This is a genomic window from Bradyrhizobium sp. 613_E4_N2_2 (assembly GCF_052075995.1).
GTDB classification, from domain to species: Bacteria; Pseudomonadota; Alphaproteobacteria; order Rhizobiales; family Xanthobacteraceae; genus Bradyrhizobium; species Bradyrhizobium barranii.
The window spans coordinates 6,027,139-6,044,032 of sequence record NZ_CP197234.1 but is presented as its reverse complement, the minus strand read 5'-3'; the positions used below and the strand labels follow the sequence as shown (position 1 = coordinate 6,044,032).

The following is a 16,894-nucleotide window of genomic DNA, read 5'->3' as shown; positions in this document are numbered from 1 at the left end:
ACAATGGGAATTAAGTAGATCGGGCGGGGCTTTGGCCAAAGCTGCTTGCCCCCACGGTTGCGCTTAAATAGCTTGCGACGTGCACGCTTCATCACACACGCAGGAAGCACAGTCATGAGCAGATCATTTGCCGTTTTTGCCGGCGTGGCGGCTGTCGGACTGGTTCTCATTAGCGGCATCGAAACCCGCGGTTCTGCGCAATCCACCCTCTCCACCAAGAATCCCGGCACTACCGCCAGGAACGCAAATGCCAAGATGGGTGTTGCGACACCTCGGAAGCAGCCGCCGCATCGACTTGTCATCCATGTCGACGTCAACGATCCGGCCGTCATGAATCTCGCTCTCAACAACGTCAGCAACGTCGTTCAGCACTACGGCGACCTCAGTCAAAAGGTCGAGGTCGAAGTCGTCGCTTACGGGCCAGGACTGCACATGCTGCGAGACGATACCTCGCCTGTGAAGGGGCGCATCAAAATGATGAGCGAAACAACGCCCGAGCTTACGTTCTCGGCCTGCGGAAATACACGAGAGAACATGACCAAGAATGAGGGCAAAGAAGTGCCTCTCATCACGCAAGCGAAGGTCACCAAATCCGGGGTTGTTCGCCTGATGGAGCTTCAGGAGCAGGGCTGGAGCTACCTGCGGCCCTGATGATCGTACTACGCGGCATCCCCAAGCGCGGGACGGCGGGTTTGAGCCAGGTTTGAGCCGAACCCGCGTGATCTCTCCGTGCTGGCCTGTGGTGGGCAGGACCGGCCCCCCAAAAAGCATTGTGTTGTGGATCAGGAGCAGGACGCCCCGATCGCGCGCTCGATGACGGGTCGATTGATCGAGAGGTGGGGCTCGACCACCAGATCAAGATGTCCGCCGGCGATCGGAATCACGTCCAGTTCTTCAAACAGGGAGTCCCATCCGAGGCGCGGCGTCACGCCAGGCCGATGACAGGCAAAGACAGTCCCCTTGATGGCTAGACGAGGCTTGGCATCCTCGACCCAGCGTCCGAACGCGCGCATCCGGAGAATCTCCTCGAGCTCGAGCTTGAGCATGAAGCGCGTATTTGCCAGGCGAGGCCATGTAATGGTGTCGATGAGCCTGCAGAATCGAGCCTCCTGGCCCAAGCGAGCGGCGAACTTCGCCACCGAGCGACAGAACATGCGGTAGATCGTCACTCGATGGGATCGAATCCGCTGTAGCGTGCGAGAGAGGGCTTCTCGGTGATTTGCTCTGCGAGGGCCGACATTGGTGTCGAGGATGCCCAGGAATTTGACGGCACGACCTTGTTCGATCAACCGGCTTGCGACTTCGAAGGCGACGCCGCCGCCCAGGGAATAGCCGATCATTCGGACGTCGCCGCGTGGTTGGACTGCATTGATCTGTTCGACGGCCATCGCGGCCATCTCCTGCACGGAATCGCGTCCCGCGAGGCTCCAGCTCAGATCTGGATAGCGAATCGGAATCACCCGCGCCACCTTGCCGAGCTGAGCGCCAAATGCGGCCATGCTCGGGCCATACCCCATGGAGCCGGGCAGTATGACAAGACCTGGGAGAATCTGGTCGTTTAGACGCTGCCGCACCGGTGGCTCCACCGTCGCGATAGCCCGGATCATGTCTTCAGCGCTCATATCGACCGTGAACGCTTCCATGCTGACTTCGCGGCCGATGAGGTCTTCGATATCCATGACGCAGCGCAGGAGCTTCAGGGAATCACCGCCGGCCTCATCCCAGCGTCCGGCAGCTTCCGGCACGCCGAGGATGCTGCTCCACACCTGCTGCACGATCCTGTTGGCCTCGGCCATTCCTTGCATCGTCGGCACGGGCGCGGGCGAGGTCGTTTTGCTCTCGAGATCGAGCAGTTTCAGCTTGGCGTGATCGATCTTACCTCCTGGAAGGCGCGGCATCTCCGGTATCTCGTGCAGCCTGGTCGGATGCAAAGCCGCAGGAACAGCCTGCCGGATGCTGTTGCGAACGTCGGTCCGGAAGTGCGCTTTTGGTGGATCGGCCGGCGATGCAAACAGGACCAGCTCGTTCGCATCCGTCACGACGGCGACAGCGTCCTTCACATAGGTGAGCTTGCGCAACGCACTCTCGAGCTCGGCCGGCTCGACACGCTGGCCATTGATCTTGAGCTGGCGTCCCTTCCGTCCAACGATCCGCATCAGTCCGTGCGTATCCACGGTGACGAGGTCGCCGGTCTGATAGATGCGAGACTTTGGGTCATCCGGGGAGGGCGATGCCGGAGAAAGCCGACCGTCTTCCCAGTATCCGAGCATGACGTACCTGCTCTTGATCACCAGTTCGCCGACTTCACCGTGCGGGACGGGCTTCCCGCTTTCGTCGACCACGGCGTACGATATGCCGGGAAGCAGGTAGCCAACAGGAACGCTGACGCCGTCCTCTCGCCATTGCTTGGGAAGAAACCACTGGGTGCCGGTGGTTTCCGTCGACAGATAGCTGACCTGGATGAAGCAACCGGGTGGTATCGCTCGCCGAACGAGCGCGATATCGGTCCACAGGACCTTCTCCCCGCCGATGCGGATCATGCGAAGCGAGTCGAGATCGCCTGACCGGCTCGCGTTGATCAGTGCACGCACCAGGGCTGGTACAACGTATGTAATCGTGACCTGTTGCGTGGTGATCTGGCGAAGAACGCCGCGCAATCCGAGCGCCTCGACGTCGACGATGTGCAGTCTTGCCCCCGTCAACAAAGCCGACAGCATCTCCCGGCAACCAGCGATCGTGGTGGGGCCGCTCAGAGGCATGAAGACGTCTGCCGCACCTATGTGGCAGGCGTCCACATATTGCTGGACGCGCTGGAGCAGGTTGCGTTGGCTGTTCACGACCCCCTTCGGAGCTCCGGTGCTGCCGGAGGTATAGAGCACTACGGCAGGCGCATCGACCGAAACCTTGGGGAGTGTTGAAGTTGCTGCGGAAGGGTCGCTGGCGCCGGCGACGTCGAGCCAGCGCAGGCCGTGCTGTTGGATCCACCCGGCGGAGCTGTCGCCGTCTTGCCCGATCAGCACGGAAATCCGGGCGGCCGCGGCGATAGCCGTGAGCCGCTGAACTGGATCGCGGGGATTGAGTGGGACGAGGACTCGTCCGGCCGCCATGCAGGCCAGCATAGCGATCGGCTGCCAGGCCGAGCTGCGCAATAGCCATCCGACGGCTTCCTGCTCCGGGATCAACGCGCTGATCGCCTGGGCCAAGGTCAAGACGCGGGACAACAGCTGCGCGTAGGTGAAGCTATGATTGCCGTCGCTGATTGCGACCCTGTCGGCGAACTTCGCCGTCACCGCAATCAGGTGTTCGATGGCGGGGACGCACGCAAAGCCGGCTTTTAGGGGATCGAATGATCGATCGACCGGACCGTTCAGATCGAGAGGGACTCCCACGGGGCTCAGCCAGCTCGGCGTCGCTGGAGCTTGCTGAACGGTCGAGGGCAGGTGCGCGTCAAGGGCGTCGCATGGATCACCCGACGGATCGCCAGATATCTGAAGCCGCATCACCGTACCCGTCATTTTGCTGTCCCAACGTACTTAATCAGGCCTGGGCACGCATACTTCAAACGAAGGATGCCGGTTTCGCAGCCACCGTCTGGTCGATCGGCTGGCTGCCATATCGAAAGACCCGGGTGATTAACCCAGGCCGCCTGGGTGTCATTGCCGTGGTCTCAGGCCAGATGCAGCGTGGTCGGAAACATTGATTGCAGGTTCGATGCTTGTCCACCGTACCGCCGTTGTTTTGAAGCGGCGATAGTAATGCATCAAAGTCGATGTTGATGACGGCTCCAGATCCGAAGGCGCGAGCTCGGACGGTACTCCGTGCGTCAGGACACACCAGAGCTTGACACGAGAATCGAGATCCGACGTCCCGGCAAACCGGGTCAAAGTGCTTCGCACGACGTCGCGGCTCGTGCTTCCGGCGCGGACGGCAAGTAGAACGTGATCCGCCCAGGAGGCGAGGAGGCGCACTTCCGGCGCATCATCCAGCGATGGTGCGTTGATGACGACGAGATCGTAGGTGTTCCTGAAGTGCTCGAACAGCGAGGCGACTTTCGGACCCGCCAACGGCCCCAGGCGACTGCCCTCGGACAATCTTGACGATATGTAGTCGAGTCCGAGCTCCGGGATGTGCTGGACGGCCTTGGCGGCCGCTCCGTCGTGCGCCAACAGCTTGAACAGATCTGCAGCCTCACCGCCGACGCGCCGGGGCAATTGAGAGAAATCCAGGAACAGAACGCGCTGTCCGAGTTGCGCCGCACAAAAGCCGAAACTCCAGGCGATCGCGCTCTTGCCTTCACCGTGCAAGCTGGATGTCACCAGGATGACATGCGGCGTCTGTGGCGAGACCGGATCGGCGGCCATGAGGGATACGACGGTCGAGCGAACGGCCCTGTTATGCGAGACAGCCGATTGCTCTACGAAGCGCTGCGGCGAGATGCTCAACTCCGGCGGGATCGAGGGGATCAACCCGACGCACGGGATGTCCAATGCCTCTGCAGCTTCCGCCTCGGTGTGCAGACTTCGATCGAAGTACTTCAGGATGATCGCGACGAGAGATGCCAGGAGCGCGAAGATAATCGTGATCGGTGGAACAAGGAGGAACGGGTTCAACGAGCTCGGAAAGTCGGGTGGTGAGGCGTCCGCGATGACGGTCACGTCTGGCTCGGCGACCACGCCCTTCGTGGTGAGATCCTGCCGCTTTCGTATCAGTGTTTCATATTGCTGCGCCAGCGTGGTTATTTTCCACTCCAACGCGGCGGCGGCCTGTGCGGCTGCCGGTGATGACGAGATCTGACCTGAGTGACTGGCGTCCCATTCCGCCTTCGCCGTTGACAATTCGCGCTGAACATTCGCCGATTGTGCTGCGATGGCGTCCAGAGCCTGCAGCTCGACAGCCCGCTTTTGCCGGACAAGCTCGTCAGCGTAGGATCGGGCGACCAGGTTTGCGACGTCTGCGGCCCGTTGTGGATTGGGGTCGCTGGCAATTACGCTGATAACTCTGGACCGGCGCTCCTGGCTGACCTTCAGGCGCCCTTTCAATGCTGCCACCGCCGCGCCGTCGCTCGGGTCTTTCCGGAAGGAGAGGAACCCCTTTATCTTTGACAAGGCAGTGCGGAGCACCGAACCGTTCTCGTTGGCCGGGTTGTCGAGCATCCTCAGTGCCGGCAGGAGCCGCCGCAGATACGCATCGGATGACATGACCGTTACGTGCGTATCGATCGTCGGGTCGTCCGAACCGCCAGTCGACGAGGAATTGCCGGATGCACCGGCATTGTCGGCCGCTCCGCTTCGAGCGCTCACGACAAGCTGTGCCGTTGCGAGATAGGTGGGCGACATAAAAATACTACCGAGCACCGCGAGCAGCGCGCCCGCGCCGATCATTTTGACGATGAAGAGCTTGTATCGCCTGATGCTCTCGAAGACATGCTTGAATGCCGCGATGGCGTCATCGGGAGGTGACTCGTCGCCCTTTGACCGGCCCTGGGTCAGGACAGTCACCGGCAGAATCCGTTTATTTGTGAACGCTTCCATCGCCTGCTCCTTTACTGCGCCGGTTCCATCACGCCTGCTGTTCGCGAAGGCCCGGAGGTAACTGCTGAGTCGAGCCAGGACTGCAGCATCAAGACAGCCCACAGCGGTCGCGAGAAATCGCGGCGACCGCTAAGATGTTGAAGCCAGCACTCCTGCACGCGGGAAACGTCCAGGAGATGCTGGTTGCGAAGACGCGACTCCGAAAGGAGGTCCGACGCCCACGAACGAAGCGGTCCCTTCAGCCAGGAGCCGATCGGCACGTCAAAGCCCTGTTTCGGTCGCTCGAAGAGGTGGCGTGGCAGGTAACGGCCGAGGACCTGGCGCAGGAGCCATTTTCCCTGACCATGACGCACTTTCGCCGAGTTCGGCAGCGCCCAGCTGAACTCGACAACGCGATGATCCAGAAGCGGGCAACGAGCCTCCAGGCTCGTGGCCATGCTCGCGCGATCGAGTTTCACGAGAATATCGCTCGGGAGATATCCAAGCATATCCCGAACGATAAAATCAGACAGCAGATCGTTGAGCGGCGGGATCGAGTCCGGCGCCGCGCCTGCCTGGGTTCGCGTCAACTGCAGTTCGGAGAGCCGCGTCGACCGACGGTACATCTCGCCGACGTCGTTGCTGCCAATAAGGTCTGCCAGGCGGTTGATCCGGTCGCCGTGTGTCATCCGCTGCACCCAACCTGGGAGACGAAGTGTTTCGACGACGCTTTCGCGCATGCCGCGCCCGAGCAGCGCCACACCGCCCGCGGCCATGGTCCGGATCGATCGGTTGGAGTTCAGCAGAGGCGCTAAACGGGCGGAAAGTACGTGCCTGGAATACCCTGCGAAGCACTCGTCACCTCCGTCGCCCGAAAGCGCAACGGTGACGTCCTGCCGTGCAAGTCGAGATAGAAGCAGTGTCGGGATCTGCGATTCATCGGCAAACGGCTCGTCCCAGATGGTTGGAAGTTCGGGGATGACCGCTCTGGCGTCCGCGGAGGTGAGGCGTAGCTCGGTATGGCTGGTGCCGAGGTGCTGCGCCACGGCCGCAGCGTTAGCCGTTTCATCAAAGGCGCGCTCACCGAATCCGATCGTGAAGGTCCGTACCGGGCGCGCCGATTGGGCCTGCATCAGGGCCACGACGGTCGAACTGTCTATTCCGCCCGACAGGAACAGCCCGACCGGAACGTCGGCAACCATTCGGTCGGCGACCGCGGCCTTGAGCAGATCGCAAGCCTGGGAGACGAGCTGCTGGTCATCCGCAGTGGCCAGCGCTGCGCGGCCCGTGTGCGCGACATCGGCCAACGACCACCAGCAGCGCGCGCGTTCTTGTAGCGCTGCGGCATCCCGGCAGACCGAGAGGTCCTCGGCACGGATCGATAGGGCGCCCCCGGGTGGAATCTTGAAGACACCTCGCCATATACACTGGTCTTCCGGCAACCATCCGCGCGATAGAAACTCCGCAACCGCGCCTGGGTCGATCTCCTGGTGAAAGTCGGGGAATGCCGCGATGGCCTTCAACTCCGACGCGAACACGACCGCACTAGACGTCCGCGCGACGTAGAGCGGCTTTTTTCCCATTCGATCGCGGGCCAGGTGCAGGGTGCGGTTCCTGCGATCCCACAGGCCGATTGCGAACATACCATTGCAGCGCTGGAGGGCCTTCTCCAGGCCCCATTTCTCGATCAGGCCCAGCAAGACCTCCGTATCGCTATTGCCGATGAAACGCTTGCCTGCGCACTCGAGCTCTTGCCGCAATGGCTTGTAGTTGTAGATCTCGCCGTTGAACGTAATCACGAAGCGGCCGTCGCTCGAAAGCATTGGCTGCCGGCCCGCATCGGAGAGATCGATGATGGACAGCCTGCGATGCCCGAACGCAACGCCGGCGTCACGATCGCTCCAGAACCCGTCCGCATCAGGACCGCGATGGCGCAGGCGAGCCGTCATCGGCCCGATCGCCGCCAGGTCGGCGGATCGAGAAGCATGCGGCGTCTGAAGTATTCCTGTAATTCCACACATTGCTTAACTTCCAACTCGCGCATGCGCCAATGAGCGCCGATCCGAGCCCAGGATGAGGCCCAGCGTGACGGCAAACCACACGGTCGGGTGCCGCAGAATGAAATGGCTGATGCTGAAGACGGCGAGTGCGAAGATCAGGACAGCCAAGGCGTCGAGCCGTGCGCGAAGCAGGAGCGCAAACGTGCCGGCAAACAGGCTGACAATGGCGATCACGCCAGGCAGTCCGCCTTGGGTGAACACGTCCAGGAGGGTGCTGTGAGCTTCCACCGGGAGTGCTACGCCCTTGTCCGTGATTCCGCTTGGCTTCTCCAGATGCGGCCCGGGCCCAAGGCCAAGCGACCCGGACTCCAGTCCGGCATGCAAGGCGTCTTGCCAAAGACTTAGCCGCAGATTGGCGGTTGCCTTCGTTGCCTCGCCGCCACGATCCTTCATCATGCCGGCGGCCAGCCCCTCGACATCATTCGCCGTTGCCACCCCGTAGGGAAGCAGTGAGAGCGAAAGGGGAATTATGGCCACAACGACGATCGCTGCAGCTGCGAAACGCAGACTCCATCGATGTTCGGGGGATGTCAGCCAGCTTCGCAAGCGTAGCGCAATGAGCAGCGGTATCGACAGCGACATCGAGATGAGAAAGGTATCGCTCTTCGTCAGCCGGCCGACGACGAATGTTGCGATGCAGCTAAACACTGCGACGATCCGGCCAAACCGCTTGGCCGTCAGAGCCATGTGAAGCGAGAGTGGTGTCAAAACCGCACAGTAGATTGCAAGCTGGTTTGGATTCTCCGACCACCCGCGGAACCGGTCCCAATACCATGGATCGACCGACGAGATGCTGAGGTAGCCCCAGCCCAATGCAAGTTGCACCGCCACGGCGACGATCCAGAATCCGATCAGGAACCACAGCGATTGGCGTAGGGTATCCTCGGGTCTCAACGTTGCAGCAACCAGGCAAGTGAGGGCCGCCACGAGGAGATATGCGAAGATGTCGTGCACGACGAGCTCTGGGTCGACGATCTCCGGGCGCAGCAATGCAAGGAAGCCCCCGAAACTCTGAATCAAGACAAAGCAGCCCCAGAATGCAACGAGCCAGAGCAGGGCTTGGGGGTTGTAAATTCTTGAACTGACCAAGAGATGCAGGGATGCGAGACCGAGCCAGAGGACGAGGCAAGCTTCCCCGATGCCCAGGGGGAAGCTGGGAAGACGCAGCTGCGAGGCTGTCCCAAGCACGAGGCCAAGCGCAAGAAGGGCACTGCCGATCATTGTACTTCACTGCTGCTGTGCGCCGCAGCCCGCCAGCCACTGGAATAGCTGCGGGAAAGCAGCTGCGTGTAAAGCTCGGCATAGCGATCGGCGACGACGTTGAGGTCGAACTCTTTGCGCACCACGTTGATCGAGCGTTGACCCATCGTCTTGGCACGCGCGGAATCCTGAAGAAGGTCGAGAATTGAGGCCGCGAGCGCGCGCGGGTCGCGCGGCGCTACGAGTTTGCCGTTCCAGTCCTCGCGGACCACGTCGTCGCACCCCGGCATGCGGGAGGCGACGATTGGCACGCCAGCCAATCCGGCTTCCAAAAGAACACGGGGAATGCCTTCACGATATTCAGTCGGAAAGGCAAAGAGGTCGGCGATACCCAGAAGCGCGGGAATATCCGATCTGGCGCCGGTCGCAATCACATATGGTGCGTGCGCCTCGATCAGCTCCTGACCTACGGCGAATGGACCCTCGCTTTCGCGCGGACCGACGAGCAGAAAGCGGACGTTCGGGCGCACCTCATGCACGAGCTTCGCCGCTTCGAGGAGCGTTGTGATTCCTTTTTGGACGGTTAATCGGCTTACTGTCAGGACAATCTCGGCATCGCCGAGCCCGAGTTCGGCGCGCAGCTCGGCAGGCGAGGCCGTTCGCGCTTGCGCCGCTTCGAACGCGCCGACATCGATCCCCGAGCTTCCGATGATGACAGATGAGCTCTTTCCAAGCAGGCGGTGTCGTTGAAAGAAGCTGCTGTCGGCCTTGTTCTGGAAAACCGTCGCCGCGGTCCAGCAAGCAGCCAGGCGTTGCATCGCCAGATAGACGGGGCGGAAGGCCAAGGCTCTCAGTTCTGTCGATGAGAATACCCATCCCATTCCGTTGATCGTGCGCACAACCGGTACGGAGCCGCGAAGCGCCAGCGGCGCAAACAGGTTGGGCTTGGTATCAAACGTCTGGATCACGTCGGGCCGAGCGCTCTTCACGAGCCGCGCCAGTTGACCCATGGCCGCGCGATCGGCAAAGCCGACGCCAAATCTGTCGAACTGATATTGATGATACGGGATTCCGGTCTTCGCGAATGCAGATGCTGCACCAGTGCCGGCCGCGCTCACGCGCATGCCGCGGTTCTGCAAAGCCGCCAGGAACGGGATACGCAAAGCGTGATCCTCGCCTCCTACGCAAAGCAAGTGCAGCGCCATGTTGGTTCCTTCCAGCCCTTTGAGCAATTCCGCCAAGATGTTAGTCTTTGCGGAGACCCCCGGTTTTCCCGGCGAAAGTTTGACAGGATCAGGTTAGGACGTGGCCGCGGCCTGTCTTCATTCATTCGCATGACAGCGGAAGTGAGCGGTTGGCGGACGTGCTCGAACAGGGCTGAAAAGACGACGCGGCGCGAGTGCATGTTTGCCGAACGCGCCGCGAAGCACGTCGATGTTCGACTAGTCGAGACAACGCGACACCGTATTCCGCGTCCACGCTAGGGCAGGACGGCGAGGCGGCCCAGTAACGCGATCAGGTCTGCTTGCCGGCGTGTCTGTGTTTTGACAAACAGGGAAGCCAACTGGGAGCGTACTGTCGTTCGACTCAATCGTCGCGAACGAGCAATGTCGATCAGGTTGTTGCCTCGCGCCAACTCGAGAGCAAGCTGGGTTTCGGCAGCGGTGAATCCAAACAATCGCTGCAGCGTCCGCGGCGAAGGCTCCGGATGCGCGTCGAGATCCAGCAGGATCAATGCGATGGTCTCGTCGGACCACGCATTCGCGACCTGGTTGATCAGCGCGGTAAATCCTTCCTTGGTGGATGTTGCCAACCAGGAAGTCGAGCCTGCCGGAAACTGTGCGCCGGCGCGGTGGACCAGTTGCTTGACGGCGCCATAGAGCGTTTCGTGGCTCGCATCCACGCGCGCTTCGCGTTCCAATATTGCACGGCCGGCCGGACTGAGTTCGATGACCTTGCCGCGTCTGAGCAAGACCTGTCCGCAGCCGATCCGCGCGAGCACCCCGCGCAAGCCGTCCTGCTTGGGGTTCTGGGCGTCAGAGTGAGCAGATGAAACGGGACTGGAAATATTGAATATCGATTCAGAAGAATGACGCTGTAGAGCAATGGTAGACCTTGGCAATGCTTGGCTTAAGTTCAACATTTTATTCCCCCGGCCGCGCTGACCCGATGGAGTGAACGTGCCACAAAGATTCCCAACTTCTGCCACGCCTGGCAACGTTGAATGGGGGGTAACCCCGCGGCCGTCGGAGGGGGTGAAAGTTGCCGATCTTCCGGGCATCGACCCGGTTGTGATCAACGAAGAGGTAGCAACGCGGGTTGAAGGGGTAGCAAGGCGGGTTTAAGCCTCGCGGGAGCAGCCATGGAGGTATGCGGAAGCTACTCCGGAAGGAGCGGCCTGCTTACTCTTAAGGGAGTACCTCTGTTCGTGCTCAGTTCGAGAAGGCCGGCGCAGGGCGCAATGTGACTTCGATCACATCGCCTGGCTCCACGTCGAAGTCGACGGATGCGGTTATCCTGTCCCACTGTTGACCGAGCCGCCGCACGACGACCACGTCGGGATTGAGCTCGCCTGAATTGACGGGGATGGCACCCGAGCCGCCGATGGGCTGCAGTTTCTGGCTGAGCGCCTGCATTCTCACGCGCAAGTCCGCCAATCGAACGTTCGAGTCTTTCTGCTCCCTGAGCAGATTGATCGTGCGCTGGCTGGTGACACGTCCCGCTTGCCGCAGGAAGTCCTCACGCTGGCGCTGGAGCCGCATGAGTTCGACGCTGGTCTGCAGGCGTCGGGTCGAGGACAGCAACAGCGCGCGCCGGCTTTCGCTGACACGAGGACTTGCAAGCAATCCGGAGCCGAACGCCTTCATGACCCGTTCGAGCTCCTCTTCGTCGGCCTGCACGCCCTTCTCTTCACCTTCCTGTTGCTTCTTGAGCGTAGCGAACTGCGCGTCCGTTTGCTTTACGGCGTCGTCCAGGAAGCGTTGTTCCGTGCGGTAGTCGCTTTGTGAGGTCTTCAGAGAGTCCTTCTCGGCTTGAACGACCGAACCGATCACACCCGCGGGCAGCGAAATGTCGCTTGGAGGCGTGGCGTCGAACGTGTCGCGGCCATCAAGCTCCGCGCCGGTTCGGACGATATGGAAGTATTCCTTGGTGTATTCGGTGGCGAGGGACTGGTAGTCCCGCACAAGATCCGCAGGGTCGGTGGCGCCGGGCTGCATGCCACGCGACCGCAACAGGCTGAAGCCGCCGGCCACTGCCACGGCCTGGCGCACGGTCATTGAAGCCCGATACGTCTGCTGTCCGGGCGTGAGCACATCGCCGGAAACATAGACCGGCCGATATTCCACGACGCTTGCTATGACGTCGCCGGGCTTGACCACGAATGCCTGGTCGCGACCGTCGGTCAGGCGTTGACGCAGTATCCGTGCCTGCAGCAGCGTCTCGATGCGGTTCTGCATCTGCGCCGGGGTCAGGCCGGCAACTTCAACCGTCCCCCCGCCCGGAAGCGGGATGGTGCCGTCGATCTGGATCTGCGTGCGGTTGCGTTGATCGGGGAGGCCACCGATCGAAATCTCGATGGTATCACCCGGTCCGAGCTTGTATGGCGCGGCAAGGGACAGCCCGCTTGTCGCGAAAAACAGAACTGCCGCGCATGAGCCCAGCAGGAGGGTGGAAGAGGGTCTGCCTTGCTTCTTGCACTTCATGGACGAACTCCCGATGGAACCGAGCCTTCGCCGCTCGCGATTTAGGGACACCGATATCGGATCCTTCAGCCGGCTCTCTTCAAATCCGGGATGAGGGCGGTCGGAAGGAAGATCTCGTAGTTTCCGAAGAAGTGCCTCTGCTCCTCGACGTGGTCGAACAAGCCCTGGCTCAAGGCAGCGAGGATTTCGCTGATCCCTTGCTGAACGCTGATCTCGGGCGTGAAATTCAATACCCGACGGATCTTGTCGAAATTCACGCGGTAATTCCGGGGATCGGCGCCGCGCTCCTGATAGGTCACCTTCGATCGCGGAATGTGCCGCATGATCTCGTCAACGACCATCAGCTTGGTGAAGTTGTTTTCCTCGCAGCCCACATTGAAGACTTCGAAGGCGACCTTGCTGGTGGGCGCGCGGAGCACTTCCTCGATCGCGCGGGCAAAATCACGAACATGGCAGTAAGGACGCCAGGTGTTGGGATCGAATACCAGCAGTTCTTTTCCCAGGTGCAGTTCACGCACAAATTCGTTCACCGTGAGATCGAAGCGCATTCGCGAGGAAAGACCAAAGGCCGTCGCAAAGCGGAGAACCGTTGGATGGAATCCAGCCTTTCCCTTGAGACCCAGGATCTTCTGCTCCATCTCCACCTTGTGCTTGGCGTAAAGGGAGAGTGGTGCGAGCGGGTAATTCTCGTCGACGGCCGTGTCTACTTCCACTAGCCCATAGTTCGAGCAGGTGGACACGAAGATCAGCCGATCGACCGGATGGTGTTGCATCGCGTCGATGAAGGACGCGACGCCATTGCGATTGATGGCGTGACTTTCATCGGGGTACTTGCTCGTGATCGGATCGCCGACGAGCCCGGCGAGGATAACGACGTCATCCACACCCTTCAATGCTTGATTGGCGAAACGGGGATCGCGAATATCGCCTTGCATGAACTCGTATTGCGGAACGCTCAGATAAGGCCAGGCACAGCTCTCGTTCTTGTAGATGAGCTGATCCAGGCAACGGACGTGCCAACCCTTTCTCAGAAGATGGCCCGTGATCACTGAGCCCACGTAACCAGCACCACCTACCAGAAGCACAGTTCGCTTTTCAGTCGCCATTTGATCACCCGTCTACTTTTGAAATAAGTTCGCACCGACAGATCCGCCAGTTGGCGCTATGCCGCTCTGGCTCTCCGGTCGGGGTCTTCGCATGCGGTTGAGAAGCGGCTCCCCCACGGCGATCCAGCCGGCCTGAACGATCCACCGGAGATCGGACGTGACGGTTCGATTGGAATAATATGCCAGGTCGATCTTCGCCTTCGCGGGAAACAGAACCTCCCGATAGAAATCCGCCACATTGCCGTCCGGCGGGAACAGCTCATTTTCATGCCGGAAGAGAACCTGGCACGGCCCGACGAGGCCTGGCCGGTGTTCCAGGATCTTTTCGAATCCGTTCCTGAAACAGTCGGCAAATACGAGCGTCTCGGGTCGCGGGCCGACGAAAGACATGTCACCCCGCAGGATGTTCCAGAGCTGCGGTAGCTCATCCAGCTTGAATGCAGCCAGCAGCCCGCCGATCGTCGTCATGCGGTTGTCGTTCACCATCGTGAGCGGACTTCCGCGATCGTCGCAATCGGCTCTGAACTTCCGGAACTTGTACATGCGGAACGGCGCCCCGTTCAGCCCGAGACGGAGTTGCGAATACAGTATCGGTCGCCCGCCTTCGATCCAGACTGCAAGCGCAATGACCAACAGGATCGGCAGCGAGACGAATATGGCCGTCCCGGCACCGAGGACATCGATGACGCGCCGCAAACGCACGGCCGGAGCTGCCGGCCCAGCGCATCCCGCATTGACCGTTTCGCTCATGCCTGTTCGACCTCCGCGGGACAGGTTACCCGAAGTCCATCCGCGAGGCTGTCTGCCACGTGATCGACGTCCGCGGGAGTCATCGCGGGATGGAGCGGCAAGGTGAGCTCACGTCCGCAAAAATCCTCAGTGTTGGGGAGGCTGATGCCCGGATACTGATCCTGGTAGAACGTCAACCGATGCACCGGGGGATAGTGAATGGTCGTCTGAACGCCGCGCTTGCTGAGCTGCTCGATCAGGGGCTGCCGCGCGCTTGCCGCGGGGAGAACGACCGGCATGAGATGGTGGGCCGATACCCACGACGCGTTGAATGGCACCAGGACCGAAGGGCAACGCTCGGCGAGCCGCCGCCGATAGTGCAGCGACAGATGCCGCCTGGCGTCGTTCCAACCTGCCAACTTACGCAGCTGCACCAGGCCGACCGCGGCGCGCAACTCGTCCATGCGGTAGTTGAATCCTAGAAGCGTCACGTCGTATTCGGGGCTGCGGCTGACGAGGCGCTGGCGCGTGTTGGTGGTCATGCCATGCGACCTGGCGCGCTTGATCATGTCGTTCAAGATCCGGTGACGCGTTATGATTGCGCCGCCTTCAGCAGTCGTCATGTTCTTGTTGCCGTAGAAGGAGAACGCGGCTGCATCGCCAAACGTGCCGACCCCCTTGACGCCGGGGGCATGCGCGGCGTCTTCGATCAGGAGCAGACCCTTGCTGCGAGCGAAGGCCTGCCACTCCTCTCGATCAGCGAGGTAGCCCCCAAAATGCATGAGGATCACCGCTTTCGTCCGCGAGGTGCATTTGCGGAGCGCGTCGGCCGCGGACATCAGGGGAATTGCCCCGGATTGGACATCGACGAACACGGGCCGCGCTCCGACGTAGAGCACGGCATTGGCCGTGGCAACGAACGTGAGAGATGGAACGAGGACTTCATCGCCGGGGCCGACTCCGAGCGCATGCAGGATGAGGTGAAGTGCGGCCGTGCATGACCCGACTGCAATTGAGTCCTCGGCGCCATGCATGCGCGCAAACGTCTGCTCGAACTCCCGTACGCGATCCCCCATGGTGATCCAGCCGCTATCGATCGCGGCAACAAGAGCTTCCTTTTCGTCAATTCCCAGGGCCGGTTCTGATACCAACAGCATGTGTTCCTCTTCCCGTTCATTCCTCATGCGAAGGGTGACGCTGCGTCACGCAGCCGCAGTTGCGAATGCAGTCGATTGCTCGTCCCACGCAATGTCCTGGGCTTTCAGGAAGTCCTCGACCCGGCCAATGTCGAGCCACAGGCCAGTGTGCTTGAAGACGTTGACGCGGGCTTCTTCCTCGAGCATCTGGAACATCAGGTCGTCGAATCCGAAGGGGACGCCCGACGGAATGCGCTCGAGGACGACCGGATTCATGCAGTAGATTCCCATGCTGACGAGGTTCGTCAGCTCCGGCTTCTCGCGAAATCCGGTCACGCGTCCATCGATTTCATCAATCACGCCGAAGTCCATCTTCGTGCTCCGAACGGAGGTTCCGATGGTGATGTTGGCGTCGGATTTTCGGTGATTGTGGATCAGCTGGTTCAGGTTCAGGTCTGTCAGGACGTCACCGTTGAGGACCAGGAACGGCTCGTTGAGCTGTTCTCGCAGCAACGACAGCGGGCCGATCGTGCCGAGCGGCTCGAGCTCCTGCGTATACGTGATCTGCATGTTCCACTGGCTGCCGTCACCACAGACGCTGCGGATCAGATGGCCCAGATAACCGGTGGTGACGAAGACCTCTCCGATCCCGTTCCGTCTCAACCATTTGAGAACGAGCTCGAGGACGGGACGGGCGCCGATTGGCATGAGGGGTTTTGGCAAAATGGACGTATGTGGACGAAGTCGAGTTCCTCTGCCGCCGCACTGAACTACCGCTTTCATCTGAACCTCCATGTACTCAAAAAAATACGCTTCAAAAAAACGAGATATGCTTCTCAAGGAAAAAGGTAGGAGCAAACCATGCCTGCGTCTTCGTTCGTTTGCATGAGAGCGTTGGAATCGGACGGCGGAGGAATGCCGGCGGGTTGTCCACGCAGTCGTGCAGCGGAGGCGTACCTTTCCGGAAGACACGGGATTCGCCTTGACCAAGGGCCTCATGCGGAAGGCTTCGCGAAGGGCAAAAAAACGCCGCACTCGGCGGCCGGGTGAAGCCCCGGGGCGCCAAGCCGCGATCGAGTCACAGGACAGCTCGTTTCCTCCGCTTGCCGAACGTGCCGGTCGGTCAGGTATCGGCGGCCAAGTTAACCTTGCTGGCGATGTAACGTGTCATGCCCCGAATTGAATCGAGATTTTCGGGCAGGATCTCATTGTCGTCGACGGCGATGCCGAAGGTCGTCTCGATGAACCCGACCACCTCGAGCACTCCGGTCGAATCGATGATCCCCTGGTCGAGCAGGGAAGCGTCGTCGTTCAGCGCCGCGATGTCGCTGATGTAGAAATTCGATGTCAGAAAAGCGCGGATTTGCTCCTTGCAGCGGTCGGGTGCCAAGACCAGTGTCATTGCGTTGGTGCTCCATATGAAAGCGGGTGCGTCGATTGGTCGTCCAC

Annotated in this window: 13 protein-coding genes; 1 reads left to right on the top strand and 12 read right to left on the bottom strand. The window is 60.9% G+C overall.

Annotated elements, in window-relative coordinates; translation table 11 throughout:
• The first annotated feature begins 114 nt into the window (after window positions 1-114).
• Window positions 115-651, top strand: a complete 537-nt coding sequence (locus tag AB7290_RS29055; protein WP_085400996.1) for a DsrE family protein — start codon at window positions 115-117, stop codon at window positions 649-651.
• Window positions 652-782: 131 nt separating this feature from the next.
• Here AB7290_RS29055 and AB7290_RS29050 read toward each other — a convergent pair whose 3' ends face one another.
• The 12 genes from AB7290_RS29050 to AB7290_RS28995 all read right to left on the bottom strand — a co-directional run bounded on the left by AB7290_RS29050 (window position 783) and on the right by AB7290_RS28995 (window position 16,847).
• A complete protein-coding gene (locus AB7290_RS29050) occupies window positions 783-3,515 on the bottom strand; it encodes a non-ribosomal peptide synthetase (RefSeq protein ID WP_085400998.1) in 2,733 nt (910 codons plus the stop codon).
• Window positions 3,516-3,653: 138 nt separating this feature from the next.
• A complete protein-coding gene (locus tag AB7290_RS29045; protein ID WP_085400999.1) occupies window positions 3,654-5,531 on the bottom strand; it encodes a hypothetical protein in 1,878 nt (625 codons plus the stop codon).
• An 11-nt stretch (window positions 5,532-5,542) separates the two neighbouring features.
• Window positions 5,543-7,531 (bottom strand): asparagine synthase (glutamine-hydrolyzing), encoded by a 1,989-nt coding sequence (asnB, locus tag AB7290_RS29040; protein WP_085401001.1) that lies wholly within the window; start codon window positions 7,529-7,531, stop codon window positions 5,543-5,545.
• A 3-nt stretch (window positions 7,532-7,534) separates the two neighbouring features.
• Window positions 7,535-8,791 (bottom strand): O-antigen ligase family protein, encoded by a 1,257-nt coding sequence (locus AB7290_RS29035; protein ID WP_085401003.1) that lies wholly within the window; start codon window positions 8,789-8,791, stop codon window positions 7,535-7,537.
• Window positions 8,788-10,011: a glycosyltransferase gene (locus AB7290_RS29030; protein WP_245344061.1), complete on the bottom strand. Its 1,224-nt coding sequence runs from the start codon at window positions 10,009-10,011 to the stop codon at window positions 8,788-8,790. The genes AB7290_RS29035 and AB7290_RS29030 overlap by 4 nt, the downstream gene beginning before the upstream one ends.
• A 239-nt stretch (window positions 10,012-10,250) precedes the next feature.
• Window positions 10,251-10,913 carry a helix-turn-helix transcriptional regulator gene (locus AB7290_RS29025; RefSeq protein WP_144030703.1) on the bottom strand — a complete coding sequence of 221 codons (663 nt, stop codon included), beginning with the start codon at window positions 10,911-10,913 and terminating at the stop codon, window positions 10,251-10,253.
• A 289-nt stretch (window positions 10,914-11,202) separates the two neighbouring features.
• Window positions 11,203-12,474: a polysaccharide biosynthesis/export family protein gene (locus tag AB7290_RS29020; protein WP_085401006.1), complete on the bottom strand. Its 1,272-nt coding sequence runs from the start codon at window positions 12,472-12,474 to the stop codon at window positions 11,203-11,205.
• A gap of 65 nt (window positions 12,475-12,539) precedes the next feature.
• Window positions 12,540-13,580, bottom strand: a complete 1,041-nt coding sequence (locus AB7290_RS29015) for an NAD-dependent epimerase/dehydratase family protein (RefSeq protein WP_085401008.1) — start codon at window positions 13,578-13,580, stop codon at window positions 12,540-12,542.
• A 12-nt stretch (window positions 13,581-13,592) separates the two neighbouring features.
• Entirely contained in the window at window positions 13,593-14,330 is a 738-nt protein-coding gene (locus AB7290_RS29010) for a sugar transferase (protein WP_063984322.1), read from the bottom strand.
• Window positions 14,327-15,493: a DegT/DnrJ/EryC1/StrS family aminotransferase gene (locus tag AB7290_RS29005; protein WP_354133548.1), complete on the bottom strand. Its 1,167-nt coding sequence runs from the start codon at window positions 15,491-15,493 to the stop codon at window positions 14,327-14,329. Before AB7290_RS29005 ends, AB7290_RS29010 begins: the two co-directional genes overlap by 4 nt.
• Before the next feature lie 18 nt (window positions 15,494-15,511).
• Window positions 15,512-16,228 carry a nucleotidyltransferase family protein gene (locus tag AB7290_RS29000; protein WP_063986521.1) on the bottom strand — a complete coding sequence of 239 codons (717 nt, stop codon included), beginning with the start codon at window positions 16,226-16,228 and terminating at the stop codon, window positions 15,512-15,514.
• A gap of 340 nt (window positions 16,229-16,568) precedes the next feature.
• Window positions 16,569-16,847: an acyl carrier protein gene (locus AB7290_RS28995; RefSeq protein ID WP_085401011.1), complete on the bottom strand. Its 279-nt coding sequence runs from the start codon at window positions 16,845-16,847 to the stop codon at window positions 16,569-16,571.
• Window positions 16,848-16,894 lie beyond the last annotated feature (47 nt).